Source organism: Brevundimonas sp. (assembly GCF_013823285.1).
Classification (GTDB): domain Bacteria; phylum Pseudomonadota; class Alphaproteobacteria; order Caulobacterales; family Caulobacteraceae; genus Brevundimonas.
Map to the genome: position 1 here is coordinate 1 of NZ_PNLV01000021.1, position 14,743 is coordinate 14,743.

At 68.4% G+C, this 14,743-nt stretch carries 15 protein-coding genes; 3 read left to right on the plus strand and 12 right to left on the minus strand.

Features of this window, described 5'->3' with window-relative positions:
* The 3 genes from C0461_RS04850 to C0461_RS04860 form a co-directional block, all read left to right on the plus strand.
* Window positions 1-131, plus strand: a 131-nt coding sequence (locus C0461_RS04850) for a 3D domain-containing protein (RefSeq protein WP_292104487.1), incomplete at its 5' end; no start/stop codon positions are given.
* A 124-nt stretch (window positions 132-255) separates the two neighbouring features.
* Window positions 256-1,548, plus strand: coding sequence for a polyhydroxyalkanoate depolymerase (gene phaZ, locus C0461_RS04855; RefSeq protein WP_292104440.1), 1,293 nt, complete (start codon window positions 256-258; stop codon window positions 1,546-1,548).
* Window positions 1,502-2,230, plus strand: a complete 729-nt coding sequence (locus tag C0461_RS04860; protein WP_292104441.1) for a M48 family metallopeptidase — start codon at window positions 1,502-1,504, stop codon at window positions 2,228-2,230. The genes phaZ and C0461_RS04860 overlap by 47 nt, the downstream gene beginning before the upstream one ends.
* A 68-nt stretch (window positions 2,231-2,298) precedes the next feature.
* Here the strand turns inward: C0461_RS04860 and C0461_RS04865 are convergent, their stop codons facing one another.
* The 12 genes from C0461_RS04865 to coxB form a co-directional block, all read right to left on the minus strand.
* A complete protein-coding gene (locus C0461_RS04865; protein WP_292104442.1) occupies window positions 2,299-4,419 on the minus strand; it encodes a PBP1A family penicillin-binding protein in 2,121 nt (706 codons plus the stop codon).
* Between the two features lie 131 nt (window positions 4,420-4,550).
* Window positions 4,551-6,218 carry a bifunctional diguanylate cyclase/phosphodiesterase gene (locus C0461_RS04870; RefSeq protein WP_292104443.1) on the minus strand — a complete coding sequence of 556 codons (1,668 nt, stop codon included), beginning with the start codon at window positions 6,216-6,218 and terminating at the stop codon, window positions 4,551-4,553.
* Between the two features lie 17 nt (window positions 6,219-6,235).
* Window positions 6,236-6,835, minus strand: a complete 600-nt coding sequence (locus C0461_RS04875; RefSeq protein ID WP_292104444.1) for a GNAT family protein — start codon at window positions 6,833-6,835, stop codon at window positions 6,236-6,238.
* A 30-nt stretch (window positions 6,836-6,865) separates the two neighbouring features.
* Window positions 6,866-8,077 (minus strand): pitrilysin family protein, encoded by a 1,212-nt coding sequence (locus tag C0461_RS04880; protein ID WP_292104490.1) that lies wholly within the window; start codon window positions 8,075-8,077, stop codon window positions 6,866-6,868.
* A gap of 47 nt (window positions 8,078-8,124) precedes the next feature.
* On the minus strand, window positions 8,125-8,871 hold the full coding sequence (locus C0461_RS04885; protein WP_292104445.1) for an SURF1 family protein: 747 nt from the start codon (window positions 8,869-8,871) through the stop codon (window positions 8,125-8,127).
* Window positions 8,858-9,247 (minus strand): DUF983 domain-containing protein, encoded by a 390-nt coding sequence (locus tag C0461_RS04890; RefSeq protein WP_292104446.1) that lies wholly within the window; start codon window positions 9,245-9,247, stop codon window positions 8,858-8,860. Before C0461_RS04890 ends, C0461_RS04885 begins: the two co-directional genes overlap by 14 nt.
* Before the next feature lie 2 nt (window positions 9,248-9,249).
* The gene (locus tag C0461_RS04895) at window positions 9,250-10,122 is read right to left on the minus strand and encodes a cytochrome c oxidase subunit 3 (protein ID WP_292104447.1); all 873 of its coding nucleotides are present in this window, start codon (window positions 10,120-10,122) and stop codon (window positions 9,250-9,252) included.
* Between the two features lie 54 nt (window positions 10,123-10,176).
* Window positions 10,177-10,728 carry a cytochrome c oxidase assembly protein gene (locus tag C0461_RS04900; RefSeq protein ID WP_292104448.1) on the minus strand — a complete coding sequence of 184 codons (552 nt, stop codon included), beginning with the start codon at window positions 10,726-10,728 and terminating at the stop codon, window positions 10,177-10,179.
* 11 nt (window positions 10,729-10,739) lie between these two features.
* The gene (locus C0461_RS04905) at window positions 10,740-10,871 is read right to left on the minus strand and encodes a hypothetical protein (RefSeq protein WP_021696961.1); all 132 of its coding nucleotides are present in this window, start codon (window positions 10,869-10,871) and stop codon (window positions 10,740-10,742) included.
* Window positions 10,862-11,851, minus strand: a complete 990-nt coding sequence (gene cyoE / locus C0461_RS04910) for a heme o synthase (RefSeq protein ID WP_292104449.1) — start codon at window positions 11,849-11,851, stop codon at window positions 10,862-10,864. The genes C0461_RS04905 and cyoE overlap by 10 nt, the downstream gene beginning before the upstream one ends.
* A 70-nt stretch (window positions 11,852-11,921) precedes the next feature.
* Window positions 11,922-13,574 (minus strand): cytochrome c oxidase subunit I, encoded by a 1,653-nt coding sequence (gene ctaD / locus C0461_RS04915; protein WP_292104451.1) that lies wholly within the window; start codon window positions 13,572-13,574, stop codon window positions 11,922-11,924.
* 21 nt (window positions 13,575-13,595) lie between these two features.
* Complete coding sequence (coxB, locus tag C0461_RS04920; protein WP_292104453.1) at window positions 13,596-14,519, minus strand: cytochrome c oxidase subunit II; 924 nt, start codon at window positions 14,517-14,519, stop codon at window positions 13,596-13,598.
* Between the last annotated feature and the right edge of the window lie 224 nt (window positions 14,520-14,743).

A 14,743-nucleotide genomic window follows, 5' to 3' on the forward strand; every position in this document is an offset into this window, starting at 1 on the left:
CCCTGGACACCGGCAGCGCCATCCGCGGCCGCGTCCGCGCCGATTTCTACATGGGCCGGGGCGACGAAGCCGGCGAGGAAGCCGGGACCGTGCGCCATCCCCTGCGCATGTGGCGGCTGGTTCCGCGTTAGCGGCAGGGCGTCTCGTTTGAGGCGCGGGGACGATTCCTGATCATTGATAATCTTTTTGCAGTGCAGCGCGTTTAATGCTCCGCTGACCTGTCTGGCCCGCCCCGGCCGCCACCTGTTCGAGCCCATGCTCTATACGCTTCACGAACTCGCCTATCAGTCCGCCGCCCCCATGCGCCTCGGGGCCCAGATGATGCGGGAGTTCTGGTCCTCGCCATTCAATCCGGCGTCCCAGACGGCCATGGGCCGCACCGCCTACGCCTCGGCCGAGCTGTTCGAGAGCGTGACGCGGCGCTACGGCAAGCCGGACTGGAATCTGGACGTGGTCAATGTGGACGGCCACCCCGTCCGCACGGTGCAGGAGGTGGTCTGGTCCTCGCCCTGGTGCCGGTTGATCCGCTTCACCCGCAACGAGACCGACCTCAAGCGCGCCGGCAAGCCCGTCAAGGCGCCCGCCGTGATGATCGTGGCGCCCCTGTCGGGCCACTACGCCACCCTGCTGCGCGGCACGGTGGAGACCTTCCTGCAGGACTTCGACGTCCACGTCACCGACTGGACCAACGCCCGGCAGGTGCCGATGCTGGAGGGCCGCTTCGACTTCTTCGACTACATGGACCACGTGCGCGCCATGCTGGGCCAGATCGGCCCGCGCGCCCATGTGGTCGCTGTGTGCCAGCCCGGCCCGCCCGTCCTCGCCGCCGCCGCCCTGATGGCCGAGGACGAGGATCCGGCCCGTCCGGCCTCCATGATCCACATGGGCTCGCCCATCGACGCCCGCCTGTCGCCCACGGTCACCAACCAGCTGGCCGAGGAGAAGCCCTTCGCCTGGTTCCGCTCCAACATGATCCACACCACGCCCCTGCCCTATCCGGGCGCGGGGCGACGGGTCTATCCGGGCTTCGTGCAGCTCTACTCCTTCATGTCCATGAACGAGGAACGGCACATGGACGCCCATCGCCGCTATTTCGAGCATCTGGTCGACGGCGACGGCGACAGCATCCAGAAACACCAGGAATTCTACGACGAGTATCTGTCGGTGCTGGACCTGAGCGAGGAGTTCTATCTCCAGACCATCGACATCGTGTTCCAGAGCCACCTGTTGCCGCGGGGCCTGCTCAAGCATGGCGACCGGCTGGTGCGGCCGGAGGCCATCACCGACATCGGCCTGATGACGGTGGAGGGCGAGAACGACGACATCTCGGGCGTCGGCCAGACCCAGGCCGCCCACGGCCTGTGCCCCAACATCCCGGACGACCAGCGCCTGCTTTACGTCCAGCCGCAGGTGGGGCACTACGGGGTCTTCAACGGCCGCCGGTTCCGGGACGAGATCTACACCCGCGCCCGCGACTTCATCGCCGCCAACGAGGACCGCGTTGTTCGCAAAACCGCGCCCAGGGCACGGCGAAAAGCTGGAGATTGACGGCCTGCCGCTGCGCCTGTCGGTCAACCGGCGGGCGCGGCGGGTCAGCGTCCGCATCGACGCCCGCGCCGGCGAGGCGGTGGTCACCGCCCCCAGCGAGCGGGCCCTGCCCCAGGCCATCGACTTCGCCCTCAGCCGCCGCGACTGGATCGCCGAACATCTGGCCAGACGTCCCCACAGCGCGCCCTTCGCGCCGGGCGGCGAGATCCTGTTCGGCGGCCGTTCTGTCCGACTGATCGCCTCCGGCAACGCCGCGGCCGCGCGCCTCGTCCCCGATCATCCTGAGGGCCCGGCCATCATATCGGGCGGCGAGGACGACGCCTTCCACCGCCGGGTCGAGCGCCTGCTGCGGGCCGAGGCGAAGGCGGCCCTGACCGCCCGCACCCGGGTCCATCTTGAGCGTCTCGGCCTCAAGCCGGTGCGCGTCAGCATCGGCGATCCGGCCTCGCGCTGGGGTTCATGCAGCCCGCACAACCGCTCGATCCGTTACTCCTGGCGCGTGGTCATGGCCCCGCCCGAGGTGCTGGACTATCTGGCGGCCCACGAGGTGGCGCATCTGGTCCACGGGGACCACAGCCCGGCCTACTGGTCCGTGGTTCACGGCCTGGTGGGCGATCATCGCCCGTTCCGCAAATGGCTGCGTGATCATGGCCCGGCCCTGCACGCGGCGGGGCGGGCCTGACTTAATGTGAGAGCCTGATTCACGGCATCGGGGAACCGCGAAGCGATTCCACCTCCACCGGCCAGCCTCTAGAAGAACAGCGGGTCCGGCCGCCGCTCCGCTGCGCGATCCGGTTCAGGATTCTGCGCCGGGGGGTCGGTGCGAATGGGCTCAGGCGGGCGAACCGCCGGCTGTTCGGGCGCCGGACGGGGTTCGGCGGGGCGCGGATTTGCAGGCCCGGCCCCCAGCGGGTCGTCACCCAGCGGCGGCAGGTCGCCCTCGCCGAACAGGTCGCCCAGGCCGCCCAGCAGGTCGCCCGCCGGGTCGGAGCCCGGAGGCGCCGGCGGAACCCATCCCTCGGGCAGGGGCGGGCCGTTGGGGATGTTCTGGACGTTCAGACGGGGCAGGGCCGCCTGCATGAAGCCCCGCCAGATGGCGGCCGGCGCCGAGCCGCCGGTAACGCCGCGCATGGCGGTGTTGTCGTCCTTGCCGACCCACACAACGGTGACGAAGCCGCCGGTGTACCCTGCGAACCAGGCGTCCTTGTAGTCCGAGGTGGTGCCGGTCTTGCCGGCCAGGTCGCGGCCGGAAATGGCCACCGAGCGCGCCGTGCCCGATGTGATCACCCCGCGCAGCATCTGGTTCAGATAGTAGAGCGACGGGTTCTGGATCACCTGATCGGCGCGGCGGTCCTCGGTCTGGCGCTGATAGATCACCCGGCCCTGGGGCGTGCGGATGCGGGTGATGCCATGGGCCTCGGCGCGGCGTCCGCCATTGGCGAAGGCCGCATAGGCCTGGGCCATCTCCAGCGGGCTGACCTCGACGGCCCCCAGCGCCATGGCGGGCTCCAGCCCGACGCGCGAGGTAATGCCAAGCCGCCGGGCGGCGCGGGCCACGCTGTCGCGGCCGATCTGGTCGGCGATGCCCGCGGCCACGGTGTTGGTGGACTGGGCCACCGCATTGGCCAGGGTCGTCTGGCCGATGTGGTTTCCGGAATAGTTGCGCGGTGACCAGTTGCCGATGGTGATGGGCTGGTCGATCACCGGGGTGTCGGGGGTGTAGCCCGCCTCCAGCGCCGCCAGATAGACGAACGGCTTCCACGCCGAGCCCGCCTGACGCCGGGCGTCCACCGCGCGGTTGAACTGGCTGTCGGCGTAGGAGGCCCCGCCGATCATGGCCCGGACCCGCCCCTCGCCGTCCACGGCCACAAGGGCGGCCTGCTCGACGCCGCGGGAGGCGTCCCGATCCAGAATCTGGCGCGTGGACCGCTCGGCGGCGGTCTGCAGGGTCAGGTCCAGGGTCGTCTCGACGATCATGTCCTCGGTGGGCTCGCCCACCAGGCGGCGGATGTCCTTGTCCAGCCAGTCCACGAAATACTGGGCGTGCTGGGTGGCCAGGGTGCGCGACACGCGCACGGGCTCGAGCACGGCCGCGTTGCGCTGCTCGGCGGTGATGACGCCGGACTCCTCCATCTGGTCCAGCACCACGGTGGCGCGTCCAGCAGCCCGCTCGCTCTCGCCCAGCGGGCTGTAGCGAGACGGGGCCTTCAGCAGGCCGGCCAGCAGGGCCGCCTCGCCCACGGTCAGCTCGTCGGCCGATTTGTCGAAATAGCGCTGGGACGCCGCCTCGATGCCGTAGGCGCCCGCGCCGAAATAGACCCGGTTCAGATACAGGGCGAGGATCTCGTCCTTGGAGAATTTCATCTCCAGCCACACCGCCAGCATCAGCTCCTGCACCTTACGGCGCATATTCTGGTCCGGTGTGAGGAACAGGTTCTTGGCCAGCTGCTGGGTCAGGGTCGAGCCGCCCTGCACCACCCTTCCGGCGCGCATGTTGGCCAGCACCGCGCGCATCATGCCGATGGGGTCGAAACCCGGGTGGTGATAGAAGCGCCGGTCCTCGATGGCGATGAAGGCGGCGGGCACATAGTCGGGCAGGGTGTCCAGCTCCACCGGGGGGGCGTGCTGGCTGCCGCGCACCGCGATCAGGGCGCCGGACCGGTCCAGATAGGTGATGGAGGGCTGGCGCTCCACGTCGTACAGGGCCGAGGTGTCGGGCAGTCCCCGGGCGAACACCAGGAAGAACACCGTCAGGAAGATCAGGCCCCAGACAGCCAGCACGGCCGTCCAGTAGATCAGCCGCTGCAGCAGGGTGCGCCCGCCGCCCGCGCCGGCGCCAGACGCGCCGCGTCCCGATGATGGACCCGCCATGGAAATCCTCTAGCCCGTTCGATATCGCTCATAGCCCGCGAAACGGACCTGCGAAACGCCCCACGTCAATGACGCGAACCTGCGCGATGTTTCGGCCCAAAGCATGGCGACGGGCTTAACGCGTCGCAAGGTCAGGCCGAACGGGCCTTGATGGGGGCGGATCCGTCGGCGAGGGATTCGTTCAGATACACCTCCGCCTCCTGGGCCGGCAGGGCGGGCGCGTAGCCGAAGCCCTGGCCGTAGTGGCAGTGAGCCGCCAGCAGCAGGCGCGCCAGCTCGGCGTTCTCGACGCCCTCGGCCACCACCTCCAGCGACAGGTCGCGGCCCAGATTGACCACCGACTTGACGATCTTGGCCGAGCCCTCGTCCTGTCCCATGGTGAGCACGAAATAGCGGTCGATCTTCAGGGTGTCGAAGGGCAGGCGGGCCAGGTACGACAGGGACGAGAAGCCGGTGCCGAAGTCGTCCAGCGCCAGGCTGGCGCCGGCTTCGCGCAGGGATTTCAGCACCTCGGCGGCCCGGTTCGGGTCGCGCATGATGTCGCTCTCGGTCACTTCCAGCTTCAGGGCGCCCACCGGCAGGCCGGTGTCGGCGCGGATCCGGCGCACATCCTCCACCAGACCGTCGCGCTCCAGTTCGTTGGTGGACAGATTCACGCTGCAGAACAGCTTGCCCGCCGACGGATGGCGCTTGAGCCATTCCGCAAGCTGGGACGCCGCCTGCCGCATCATCATCAGGCCCAGGTCGTTCATCAGGCCCATTTCGTCGGCCAGGCCCAGGAATTCGTCGGGCGGCACCAGGCCGCGCCGGGGGTGGCGCCAGCGCGCCAGGGCCTCGAACCCGGCCACGGCGCCGGTCTCCAGATTGACGATGGGCTGGTAGAACGGCTCGATCTCGCCGCGCACGAAGGCGTTGCGGAGATCGCTCTCCAGCGCCAGGCGCGACAGGCTGTCGGACTCCAGGGTGCGGCCGTAGGCGGCCATGCCCCCGCGCCCGGCGGCCTTGGCGGACTCCACCGCCAGCTCCGCCCGCCGCAGCAGCTCGGCGGCGTCGGCGGCGTCCGGCCCGCCCTCGGTGCGCACGGCGCCGATGGAGACGGTGGGATAGATGTCGAATCCGGCGACTCGCAGGGGCTGCTCCAGCGCCTGACGCACACGGCCGCAGGCGTCCCCGTCCCCGGCGCGGACGAAAACGGCGAACTCGTCCTCGCCGATGCGCGCGGGCGCGGCCTCGCCTGAGAAGGCGGCGGCGAGGCGCGACCCCAGCGCCGACAGCACCATGTCCGCCCGTTCGTGCCCCAGGGCCTCGTTCAGGCGGCGCAGACGATCCACGTCAGCCACCACCAGGTCATAGTCGCCCGGCACGGTCAGGGCGTCCCTGACCCGCGACAGGAAGGCCCGACGATCCAGGAGCCCGGTCAGGGCGTCGGCCGATGAGCCGGTGAATTTGCTTTCAAGCGCCACGACCCCGGCGGCGCGCAGCCCGTCCTCGAGCCAGACGCCGCGCCAGATGCCCAGGTCCCCGCCCCGCATGCGCAGACGGACGGCGATCTCGCCGCCCTCGTCCTGGGGCTTGAGGATGCGTTCGGCCAGGGCGCGGTCCTGCGGCATGGCCAGGGCGGTGAAGGCGGCGGCCGTGCATTCCGGCGCCAGCGGCCCCAGGCCCAGGGACCGGGTCGAGCCGGTGAACTGAAGCTGATCAAGGGCCGGCGTCCACACCCACAGCGCCGCATCGGCGGCGGCGAGCGCCTCGATTGCGGTGGTGGGGTCCCACGCCAGGGCTCTGGATCGGCTGTTCAAGGCGTCTCGCCCTCCGGTCAGGACGTCGGGCGTCCGCCTGTATCGACCTCTTCAGCAAGAAGGCCGAACAGCAGATGGTCTGCCCAACTCCCGTTAATTTTCAAATAAGCCCGCGCCTGGCCCTCCTGCCGGAAGCCCGATTTCTCCAGCACCCGGCGCGAGGCGTGGTTGTGCGGCACGCAGGCGGCCTCCAGCCGGTGAAGCTTCAGCGTCTGGAAGGCGTGGGCGGTCAGGGCCCGGACCGAGGCTGTGGCCAGACCCCGGCCCGCGTGGGGCAGGCCGATCCAGTAGCCCACAGTCCCGGTCTCGGCCACGCCGCGCCGGATATTGGACAGGGTGATGCCCCCCGCCAGCCGGTCCTGATGATCGAAGATGAAGAACGGCCAGGCGTTGCCCAGTTCCCGTTCCCGCTCATAGATCGACAGCCGGCGGCGAAAGGCGGCCCGGGTCAGGTCGTCTTCGGGCCAGGCGGGCTCCCACGGCTGGAGATGGGCGCGGGACAGGTCCCGCAGGGCCGACCAGGCGGCGTAGTCCGAGGGGTGGGGCGAGCGCAGGACAACGCCCTGGCCCCGCACCACGGGGCCGACCGGTTCCGACATCCAGTCCAGAAGGGCCATGGGGTCTTATACCGCCTCCGCCGCGCGCCGTCAGGCGTGAAGCGCGTCGGCGAAGACGCGGCCCGCCGCTCCGGCGGCCTTCGGCCCCAGCACGGCCGTGGCGCTTTGGGCGGGGCTCAGCAGGCGCGCCCCAAGCCGGCGCATATCGTCCGCTGTCACCGCCTCGACTCGGGCGGTCAGGGTTTCGGACGGAACCGGCGCGCCGAACAGCAGGGTCTGGGCCGCGTTGCGCCCCGCGCGGGACACCAGGCTTTCGTCGGCTATCCACAGGCTTGCGCTCAGGATCGCCTTGGCCCGCGCCAGCTCCTCTTCGGTGGGACCTTCCCGGGCCAGGGTCCGCAGTTCGCCGGCGGCCACGCGGGCCAGTTCCTCGGACCGGCCCGGGGCGGCGCCCGCATAGACGCCCAGCACGCCCGAGTCCTCATAACCCTCGAACCAGGCGTCCACGGCGTAGGCCAGGCCACGCTCCTCGCGCGCGCTCTGGAACAGGCGCGAGGCCATGCCGCCCCCCAGGATCTCGGCGAACAGCCGCAGCGCCGGGGTGTCGACGTCGTGGGCGGACAGGCCGGGAACCTCGAACACCAGATTGGCCTGTTCGATGCGGCGGGTCAGGGCCGCGTTTCCGCCGACGAAGGCGGCGGGTTCGGGCTCCTGGCCCGGCGGCGAGGTCGCCAGACCGAACCAGGCCTCGGCCAGATCGATCAACCGCGCCTCGTCCACCGCGCCTGAGACCGCCACCACCATGCGCTCGGGGGCGTAAAGTGTCGCGCGCCACGCCTCCATGCCCGCCCGGTCCGCGCGGCCGATGCTGTCCACCGACCCCAGGATGGGCCGGCCCAGCGGCTGGCCGGAAAAGGCCTGTTCGCCCGCCATTTCGAACACATGGTCGTCGGGGGTGTCGAAGGCCTCGGCGATCTCCTGGGCCACCACGTCCTTTTCGCGGGTGATCTCCACCTCGCTCAGGGTCGGACGGAACACCAGGTCCGAGATCACCTGCATGGCCAGGGGCAGCGACCGCTCCATGGCCCGCACCTCGAAGCTGGTGCGCTCCTGGCCGGTGGCGGCGTTGATGGAGCCGCCCTCCGCCTCGATGCGCTGGACGATGTCGCGGGCGCTCATGTCGCCGGCGCCCTTGAACACCAGATGCTCAAGCAGGTGCGACCAGCCCGAGCGGTGCTCGTCCTCCCAGCGCGCGCCGCCGCGCACCGCGACGGTCAGGGCGAAGGTCTTGAGGCCCGGCATGGGATCGGCCACGACGCGGACGCCGTTGGAAAGGGTGTGGACGCGGGTCAATCGGGATCCTGGCTCGTTCCTGAGCCCTGTGTCGGAGGCGGGCGCCGCCGCCGTTTCAGCATCAGTCCATAGAAGACCATCAGGGCTGCGGCGAGGCCGAACCAGGTGATGGCGTAGCCCAGGTGGTTGTTGGAGAAGGCGGCGGGCGGAACCGCGGGGGTGAGGGCGTCCCATTCGGGATTGGTCGAGGTTTCGGCGAAAAGGACGCGGGAGTCCGCCGCGCCGTCGATCTCCAGCGCCTCGCCCATGGCGGCATGGTCGCGGGCGAAGAAGCGGCCGCCCTGGGGCGGGGGGCTCATCCAGTTCGGCTCCGGCGCCGCGCGCACGACCGCGATGATGCGGACCGGATCGGCGCCCGCCGGATCCACAGGCGGCCGGGCGGAGATGTCCTCGGCCACGAAGCCGCGATCGATCAGAACCGTGGTCTCGACGCCGACAGGCCGACAGGACGAGATCAGGCGCACGCCCGCATCGCCGTCATGGATGGACTGAAGCTCCACATAGGGCGCGGTGTTCAGGCCGGGGCAATCCAGGATCACCCGCCGGAACTCGCCGCCCGGCTGGTTCAGCACCGCCGCCGCCGGGACCGGCGCCATGGCGACAGCGGCCTCGGCCTGATCGATCAGGCCGTGCTTCCAGGCCATCCGCTGGACCTGCCAGACGCCCAGGCCGATCAGCACCGCCAGCAGGGCCGCCGACAGCACGGTCAGAATCCAGGGAAAGCCGCGTTCAGACTTCGTCATTGCGCACCTCGCGCGCCTTGTTCCGCATGTGCAGGGCCGTCATCAGCCCCTTGCCCGGCCGCATCAGGCCCAGCGACAGGGCCGCCACCAGCGGCAGCCATACGATCAGATGCAGCCACATGGGCGGGCTGAAGACGATTTCAACATAAAGGGCCGAAAAGCCCACGATGGCTCCGGCGATCTGCATGATGAAGCTGGCCGCGCCGTCGCCGGTGGCCACCGAGGCCAGGTCGTAGCCGCAAGTCTCGCAGACCGGTCGGATCTTGAGAAAACCCTCGAACAGGGGGCCCTTGCCGCAGTTGGGGCACCGACAAAGCAAACCCGCCCGGATCGGGTCGATCCGGGCGGGCGCTGAAGGCTGGGGATGATCGATCAAGATCAGCCGAAGACGACGTAGACGAAGGCGAACAGGAACAGCCACACCACGTCCACGAAGTGCCAGTACCAGGCCGCCGCCTCGAAGCCGAAATGCTTCTCGGCCGACATCTGGCCCACCATCAGGCGGAGCAGGCAGACCGCCAGGAAGATGGTGCCCACCAGCACGTGGAAGCCGTGGAAGCCCGTGGCCATGAAGAAGATCGAGCCGTACAGCGTCGAGTTCAGGGCCTCTTCGTTGAAGAACAGGTTTTCGTGCAAAATGTGATAATATTCATAGGCTTGTACGGCAGTGAACAGGGCACCCAGGGCGATGGTGAGTCCCAGGCCGATCTTGGCGGCCTTGCGGTCGCCCACCTGCAGGGCATGGTGGGCCCAGGTCACGGTGGTGCCCGACAGCAGCAGGATCACGGTGTTCAGCAGCGGCAGCTGCCAGGCGTCCAGAACCTCGATCCCGCGCGGGGGCCAGGTGGACCAGGCCGCAGCCGTCTCGGTCCAGTTGCCGAATTCCGGGATCAGGGTGCGAGCCTCGTTGAAGAGGCTCATTTCGAAGAACATCCAGAAGAAGCCGGCGAAGAACATGATCTCCGAGGCGATGAACAGGACCATGCCGTAGCGCAGGCCCAGCGACACCACCGGCGTATGATCGCCCTGACGGCTTTCCTTGATCACGTCGGCCCACCAGCCGAACATGGAGAACAGCACGCCGGCCAGCCCGGCGAAGAACACCCAGCTGGTGCCCGCGGGCAGACCGAACAGCCCCTTCATCCACATGACCGCGCCGATCATCATGATCGTGGCGGCGATGGACGCCACCAGCGGCCAGGGGCTGGGCGGGAGGATGTGATAGTCGTGGTGGACGGCGTGATCGGCCATGGATGCGTCTCTTGAGTGGGTCAGCGCGTGGTCTTTGAAGGGGCTATAGCGTCGCTACCCCTGTCCGCCAATAGCCGCGCGCTGTTCGAAGCGGTCTGTGGGATAGAAGGTGTAGGACAGGGTGATGTCGTGCACGCCCCGCCCCTCGGGATCGGTGGCCATTTCGGGGGCGATGAAATACTGGATCGGGAACTCGACGGTTTCGCCGGGCTGGACCGTCTGGGCCTCGAAGCAGAAGCACTGCAGCTTCTGGAAATAGGGCCCGGCGCGCTCTGGAACCACATTGTAGGCGGCGGTGCCGCTGATGGGCCGGTCCGAGGTGTTGGTGACGCTGAAATAGGCGATGCCCGTGTCGCCGATGCGCACCGTCTGGCGGGTCTCCTCGGCCTTGAAGTCCCAGGGCAGGCCACGGACATTGGTGTCGAAGCGGACCCGGACGGTCTCGTCCAGAACCGTGTCCGGCGCGGCGTCGGCCCGCATCACCGTGCCGTTGAAGCCGGTGACCTGGCAGAACAGCTGATACAGCGGCACGGCGGCGAAGGCCGCGCCGGTCATCAGCGACAGGGCGCCGACGCAGATCAGGGCGACTTTCGTGTTCCGGTTCATGGCCATGCCGGTCAGCCCCCCACGTTGGCCTGAAGCCGAAGCAGGGTGGTGACAAACACCAGCACCATGAAGGCCACCAGCCCGAGGGCGATGGCGATGTTGCGGCGTTTTCTGGCCTTCAGTTCTTCGGGCGTCAGGCGCATGAGGGGCAGGCTCCGATGACGGGCGCGTTCTCGACCAGCAGGACGGCGAACAGGGCCATCAGATACAGGATCGAGTAGGCGAACAGGTTCCGTGCTGGTTTGGCCTCGGCGCGCACATCATACAATGCGGCCTCTCGCCCCACCGCCTCGGCCTTGTCCGGCTGGTCGCCCGCGCGCGAGCGCCACAGACGCACCGCCAGGGCGATGAACAACAGGCCGCCGAGGGTCGAGACGATCAGATAGGCCATGCCCGCCATGCCCAGCAGGGCCGGGGCGACGGCCACCGGCACGAAGATCAGGCTGTAGATCAGGATCTGCAGCCGGGTGGACTTCGCGCCCTTGGCCACCGGCATCATGGGAATGCCCGCCCGGGCGTAGTCCCCGGCCGAATACAGCGCCAGGGCCCAGCTGTGCGGTGGGGTCCACAGGAAGATGATCAGGAACAGCAGCCACGCCTGCCACGGCGCGTCGCCGGTCACCGCCGCCCAGCCGATCACCGGGGGAAGGGCGCCCGCCGCGCCGCCGATGACGATGTTCTGGGGCGTCCGCCGCTTCAGCAGCAGGGTGTAGAAGCCCGCATAATAGACAATGGTCAGGGCCAGAAGGGCGGCCGCGAACCAGTTCACCGCCATGCCCAGCAGCATGACCGAGAACAGCGACAGCACCACGCCATAGGTCATGGCGTCATTGGCGTTGACCCGCCCCGCCGCCACCGGGCGGCCGCGTGTGCGCCGCATCAGGGCGTCGGTCTCGCCCTCCAGCGCCATGTTCAGGGCGCCCGCCGCGCCGGCACCCACGGCGATGCACAGCACGGCGATGGCGGCCAGGAAGGGATTGATGGCGCCGGGCGCCGCAACCAGGCCGGTGATGGCCGTGAACACCACCAGCGACATGACGCGCGGCTTCAGCAGCTGGAAGTAGTCTTCCGGCTGGGCGACGGTCGGGGACGGGGCGGCCTTGATTTCCGGTTGGTCGGTCATGATGCGAAAAGGGGGCCGCGTGATCGGCGGCCCCCCATCCTAGTCTGTTTGAGGTCCGGTGTGGACCGGATCAGTGATGGTCGTCGTCCTTGACCACCGGCAGCTCGTTGAACTGGTGGTGCGGCGGGGGCGAGGACAGGGTCCACTCCAGCGTCGTGGCGCCTTCGCCCCAGGGGTTGGCCTCGGCCTTGCGGCGACGCACGGCGGCCTCGATCAGGACGATGAAGAACACGACCACGCCCACCAGGGTGATGAGATAGCCGATGGTGGAGACCTGGTTCCACAGGGTGTAGGCGTCCGGATAGTCGATGTAGCGACGCGGCATGCCCTGCAGGCCCAGGAAGTGCTGGGGGAAGAAGATCACGTTCACGCCGACGAACATGATCCAGAAGTGGGTGGCGCCGAGGAACTCGTTGTACTTCACGCCCCACATCTTCTCGAACCAGTAGTAGAAGCCCGCGAAGATGGCGAACACGGCCCCCAGCGACAGCACATAGTGGAAGTGCGCCACCACATAGTAGGTGTCGTGCAGGCTGTAATCGATGCCCGCGTTGGACAGGACCACGCCGGTCACGCCGCCGACGGTGAACAGGAAGATGAAGCCGATAGCCCACAGCATGGGCGTCTTGAAGTCGATGGAGCCGCCCCACATGGTGGCGATCCAGCTGAAGATCTTGATGCCCGTGGGCACCGCGATGATCATGGTCGCGGCCACGAAATAGGCGCGCAGATTGATGGGCATGCCCACGGTGTACATGTGGTGCGCCCACACCACGAAGCCGATGAAGCCGATGGCCACCATGGCGTAGGCCATGGCCAGATAGCCGAAGATCGGCTTCTTCGAGAAGGTCGAGACGATGTGGCTGATGATGCCGAAGCCCGGCAGGATCAGGATGTACACCTCGGGGTGGCCGAAGAACCAGAACAGGTGCTGGAACATCACCGGATCGCCGCCGCCGGCCGGGTCGAAGAAGGCGGTGCCGAAGTTGCGGTCGGTCAGCAGCATGGTGATGGCCGCGGCCAGAACCGGCAGCGACAGCAGCAGCAGGAAGGCTGTCACCAGCACCGACCAGGCGAACAGCGGCATGCGGTGCAGGGTCATGCCCGGCGCGCGCATGTTGAAGATGGTGGTGATGAAGTTGATGGCGCCCAGGATCGAGGAGGCGCCGGCCACGTGCAGCGAGAAGATGGCCAGATCCATGGATGGACCCGTGTGGCCCATGGTCGACAGGGGCGGGTAGATGGTCCAGCCGCCGCCGAAGCCCTTGCCCGGTCCGCCGTCCACGAACATGGAGACGCACAGCAGCACCCAGGCGGCCACCAGCAGCCAGAACGAGACGTTGTTCATGCGCGGGAACGCCATGTCCGGCGCGCCGATCATGATGGGCACGAACCAGTTGCCGAAGCCGCCGATCATGGCCGGCATGACCATGAAGAAGATCATGATCAGGGCGTGGGCCGTGACGGTGACGTTGTAGCCGTGCTTGGACGCCTCGATGATGCCCAGCTGGTGCACCAGGGTGCCTTCGGTGAACACCTGGATGCCCGGCTCGGCCAGCTCCCAGCGGATCAGGCCGGACAGGGCGCCGCCCACCACGCCCGCCATGATGGCGAACAGGATGTAGAGCGTGCCGATGTCCTTGTGATTGGTGGACAGGAACCAGCGGGCGAAGAAGCCCGGCTTGTGGTCGTGATCGTCGTGATGAGCGGTTGCGGTGGCCATGATGGTCGGGCTCGCGTTCTCTTACTGGACCGCTTCGGCCGCGTCGGCGGCCGGAGCGTCTTCGGTTTCAGTGGCTTCGGCTTCGACGGTCGAGGCCTCGGTCGCGGGGTCTTCAGCGGGCTCGGCGCCCGGCATGGCCCCGCCGCGCGCGGCGACCCACGCCTCGAACTCGGCCTGGCTGACCACATTGATCTGCAGCGGCATGAAGGCGTGGTCCACCCCGCACAGCTCGGAGCACTGGCCGTAGAAGACGCCTTCACGGTCCGCGCGGAACCAGGTCTCGTTGACCCGGCCGGGGATGGCGTCGGTCTTCAGGCCGAAGGCCGGCAGGGCCACGGCGTGAATGACGTCAGAAGCCGTGATCAGCAGCTGGACCACCTGGCCCACCGGCACGACCATGGGCTCGTCAGCGGCGAGCAGGTAGGGCAGGCCCTGACCCCGGGCCTCGTCTTCCGGCATCATGTTCGAGACGTACTCGCCCACGCCGTGGTCGGGGTATTCGTAGGTCCAGTTCCACTGGTTGCCGGTCACCTTAACGGTCAGGTCCGGCTCGGGCATGTCGTGATAGTTGAACAGCAGGCGGAACGAGAACAGGGCGATCACCATCAGGATCAGCACCGGCACCACGGTCCAGATAATCTCGATGGTGGTGTTGTGGCTCCACTTGGCCGGCACCGGGTTGCGGCGCTTGTTGTAGCGGAACACGATCCACATCAGCAGGCCCAGCACCAGCAGGCAGATGGCCGTGATGATCGGCATCAGGATGGCGTCGTGGAACATCGTGGCCTCGACCTTCAGCGGCGATGCCGACTGCTGAAGCCCGATGCCTCCCGGCGTCGGCTGTCCCACCAGCTCCTGCGCCCAGCTCGGCGCGGCGGTGAACAGCGCCGTGGAGGCGAGAACCGTAGAGGCGATCATCGCCCTGGCCCGCTTGCCCATCCCCATTCCAGAAATCCTCATAATCCGTTCTGCAGCAACCTGTTGCGAGGCGTTCGCAAACAGAAGTCGCGGGCCCGAGGGCGTCGCGGTGTTCAGGGCCGGTCCATATCGGCTCCCCTCGCGCTTGCCAAGCATGAGGAGCGCAACACAGGGTCGCAGGGTGCCGGCGCCGGCCGATTAAATCGCTGTCATGTTTCGCCAGCTACCTTGTGATGACAGATACCTTGCGA

Bases quoted from the DNA above. Each gene is read 5' to 3' on its own strand.
- phaZ (WP_292104440.1), top strand. From the start codon at position 256: ATGCTCTATACGCTTCACGAACTCGCCTATCAGTCCGCCGCCCCCATG.
- C0461_RS04865 (WP_292104442.1), bottom strand. From the start codon at position 4,419: ATGGCGGGTCCATCATCGGGACGCGGCGCGTCTGGCGCCGGCGCGGGC.
- C0461_RS04875 (WP_292104444.1), bottom strand. From the start codon at position 6,835: ATGGCCCTTCTGGACTGGATGTCGGAACCGGTCGGCCCCGTGGTGCGG.
- C0461_RS04880 (WP_292104490.1), bottom strand. From the start codon at position 8,077: ATGCCGGGCCTCAAGACCTTCGCCCTGACCGTCGCGGTGCGCGGCGGC.
- C0461_RS04885 (WP_292104445.1), bottom strand. From the start codon at position 8,871: ATGACGAAGTCTGAACGCGGCTTTCCCTGGATTCTGACCGTGCTGTCG.
- C0461_RS04895 (WP_292104447.1), bottom strand. From the start codon at position 10,122: ATGGCCGATCACGCCGTCCACCACGACTATCACATCCTCCCGCCCAGC.
- C0461_RS04900 (WP_292104448.1), bottom strand. From the start codon at position 10,728: ATGAACCGGAACACGAAAGTCGCCCTGATCTGCGTCGGCGCCCTGTCG.
- C0461_RS04905 (WP_021696961.1), bottom strand. From the start codon at position 10,871: ATGCGCCTGACGCCCGAAGAACTGAAGGCCAGAAAACGCCGCAACATC.
- cyoE (WP_292104449.1), bottom strand. From the start codon at position 11,851: ATGACCGACCAACCGGAAATCAAGGCCGCCCCGTCCCCGACCGTCGCC.
- ctaD (WP_292104451.1), bottom strand. From the start codon at position 13,574: ATGGCCACCGCAACCGCTCATCACGACGATCACGACCACAAGCCGGGC.
- coxB (WP_292104453.1), bottom strand. From the start codon at position 14,519: ATGGGGATGGGCAAGCGGGCCAGGGCGATGATCGCCTCTACGGTTCTC.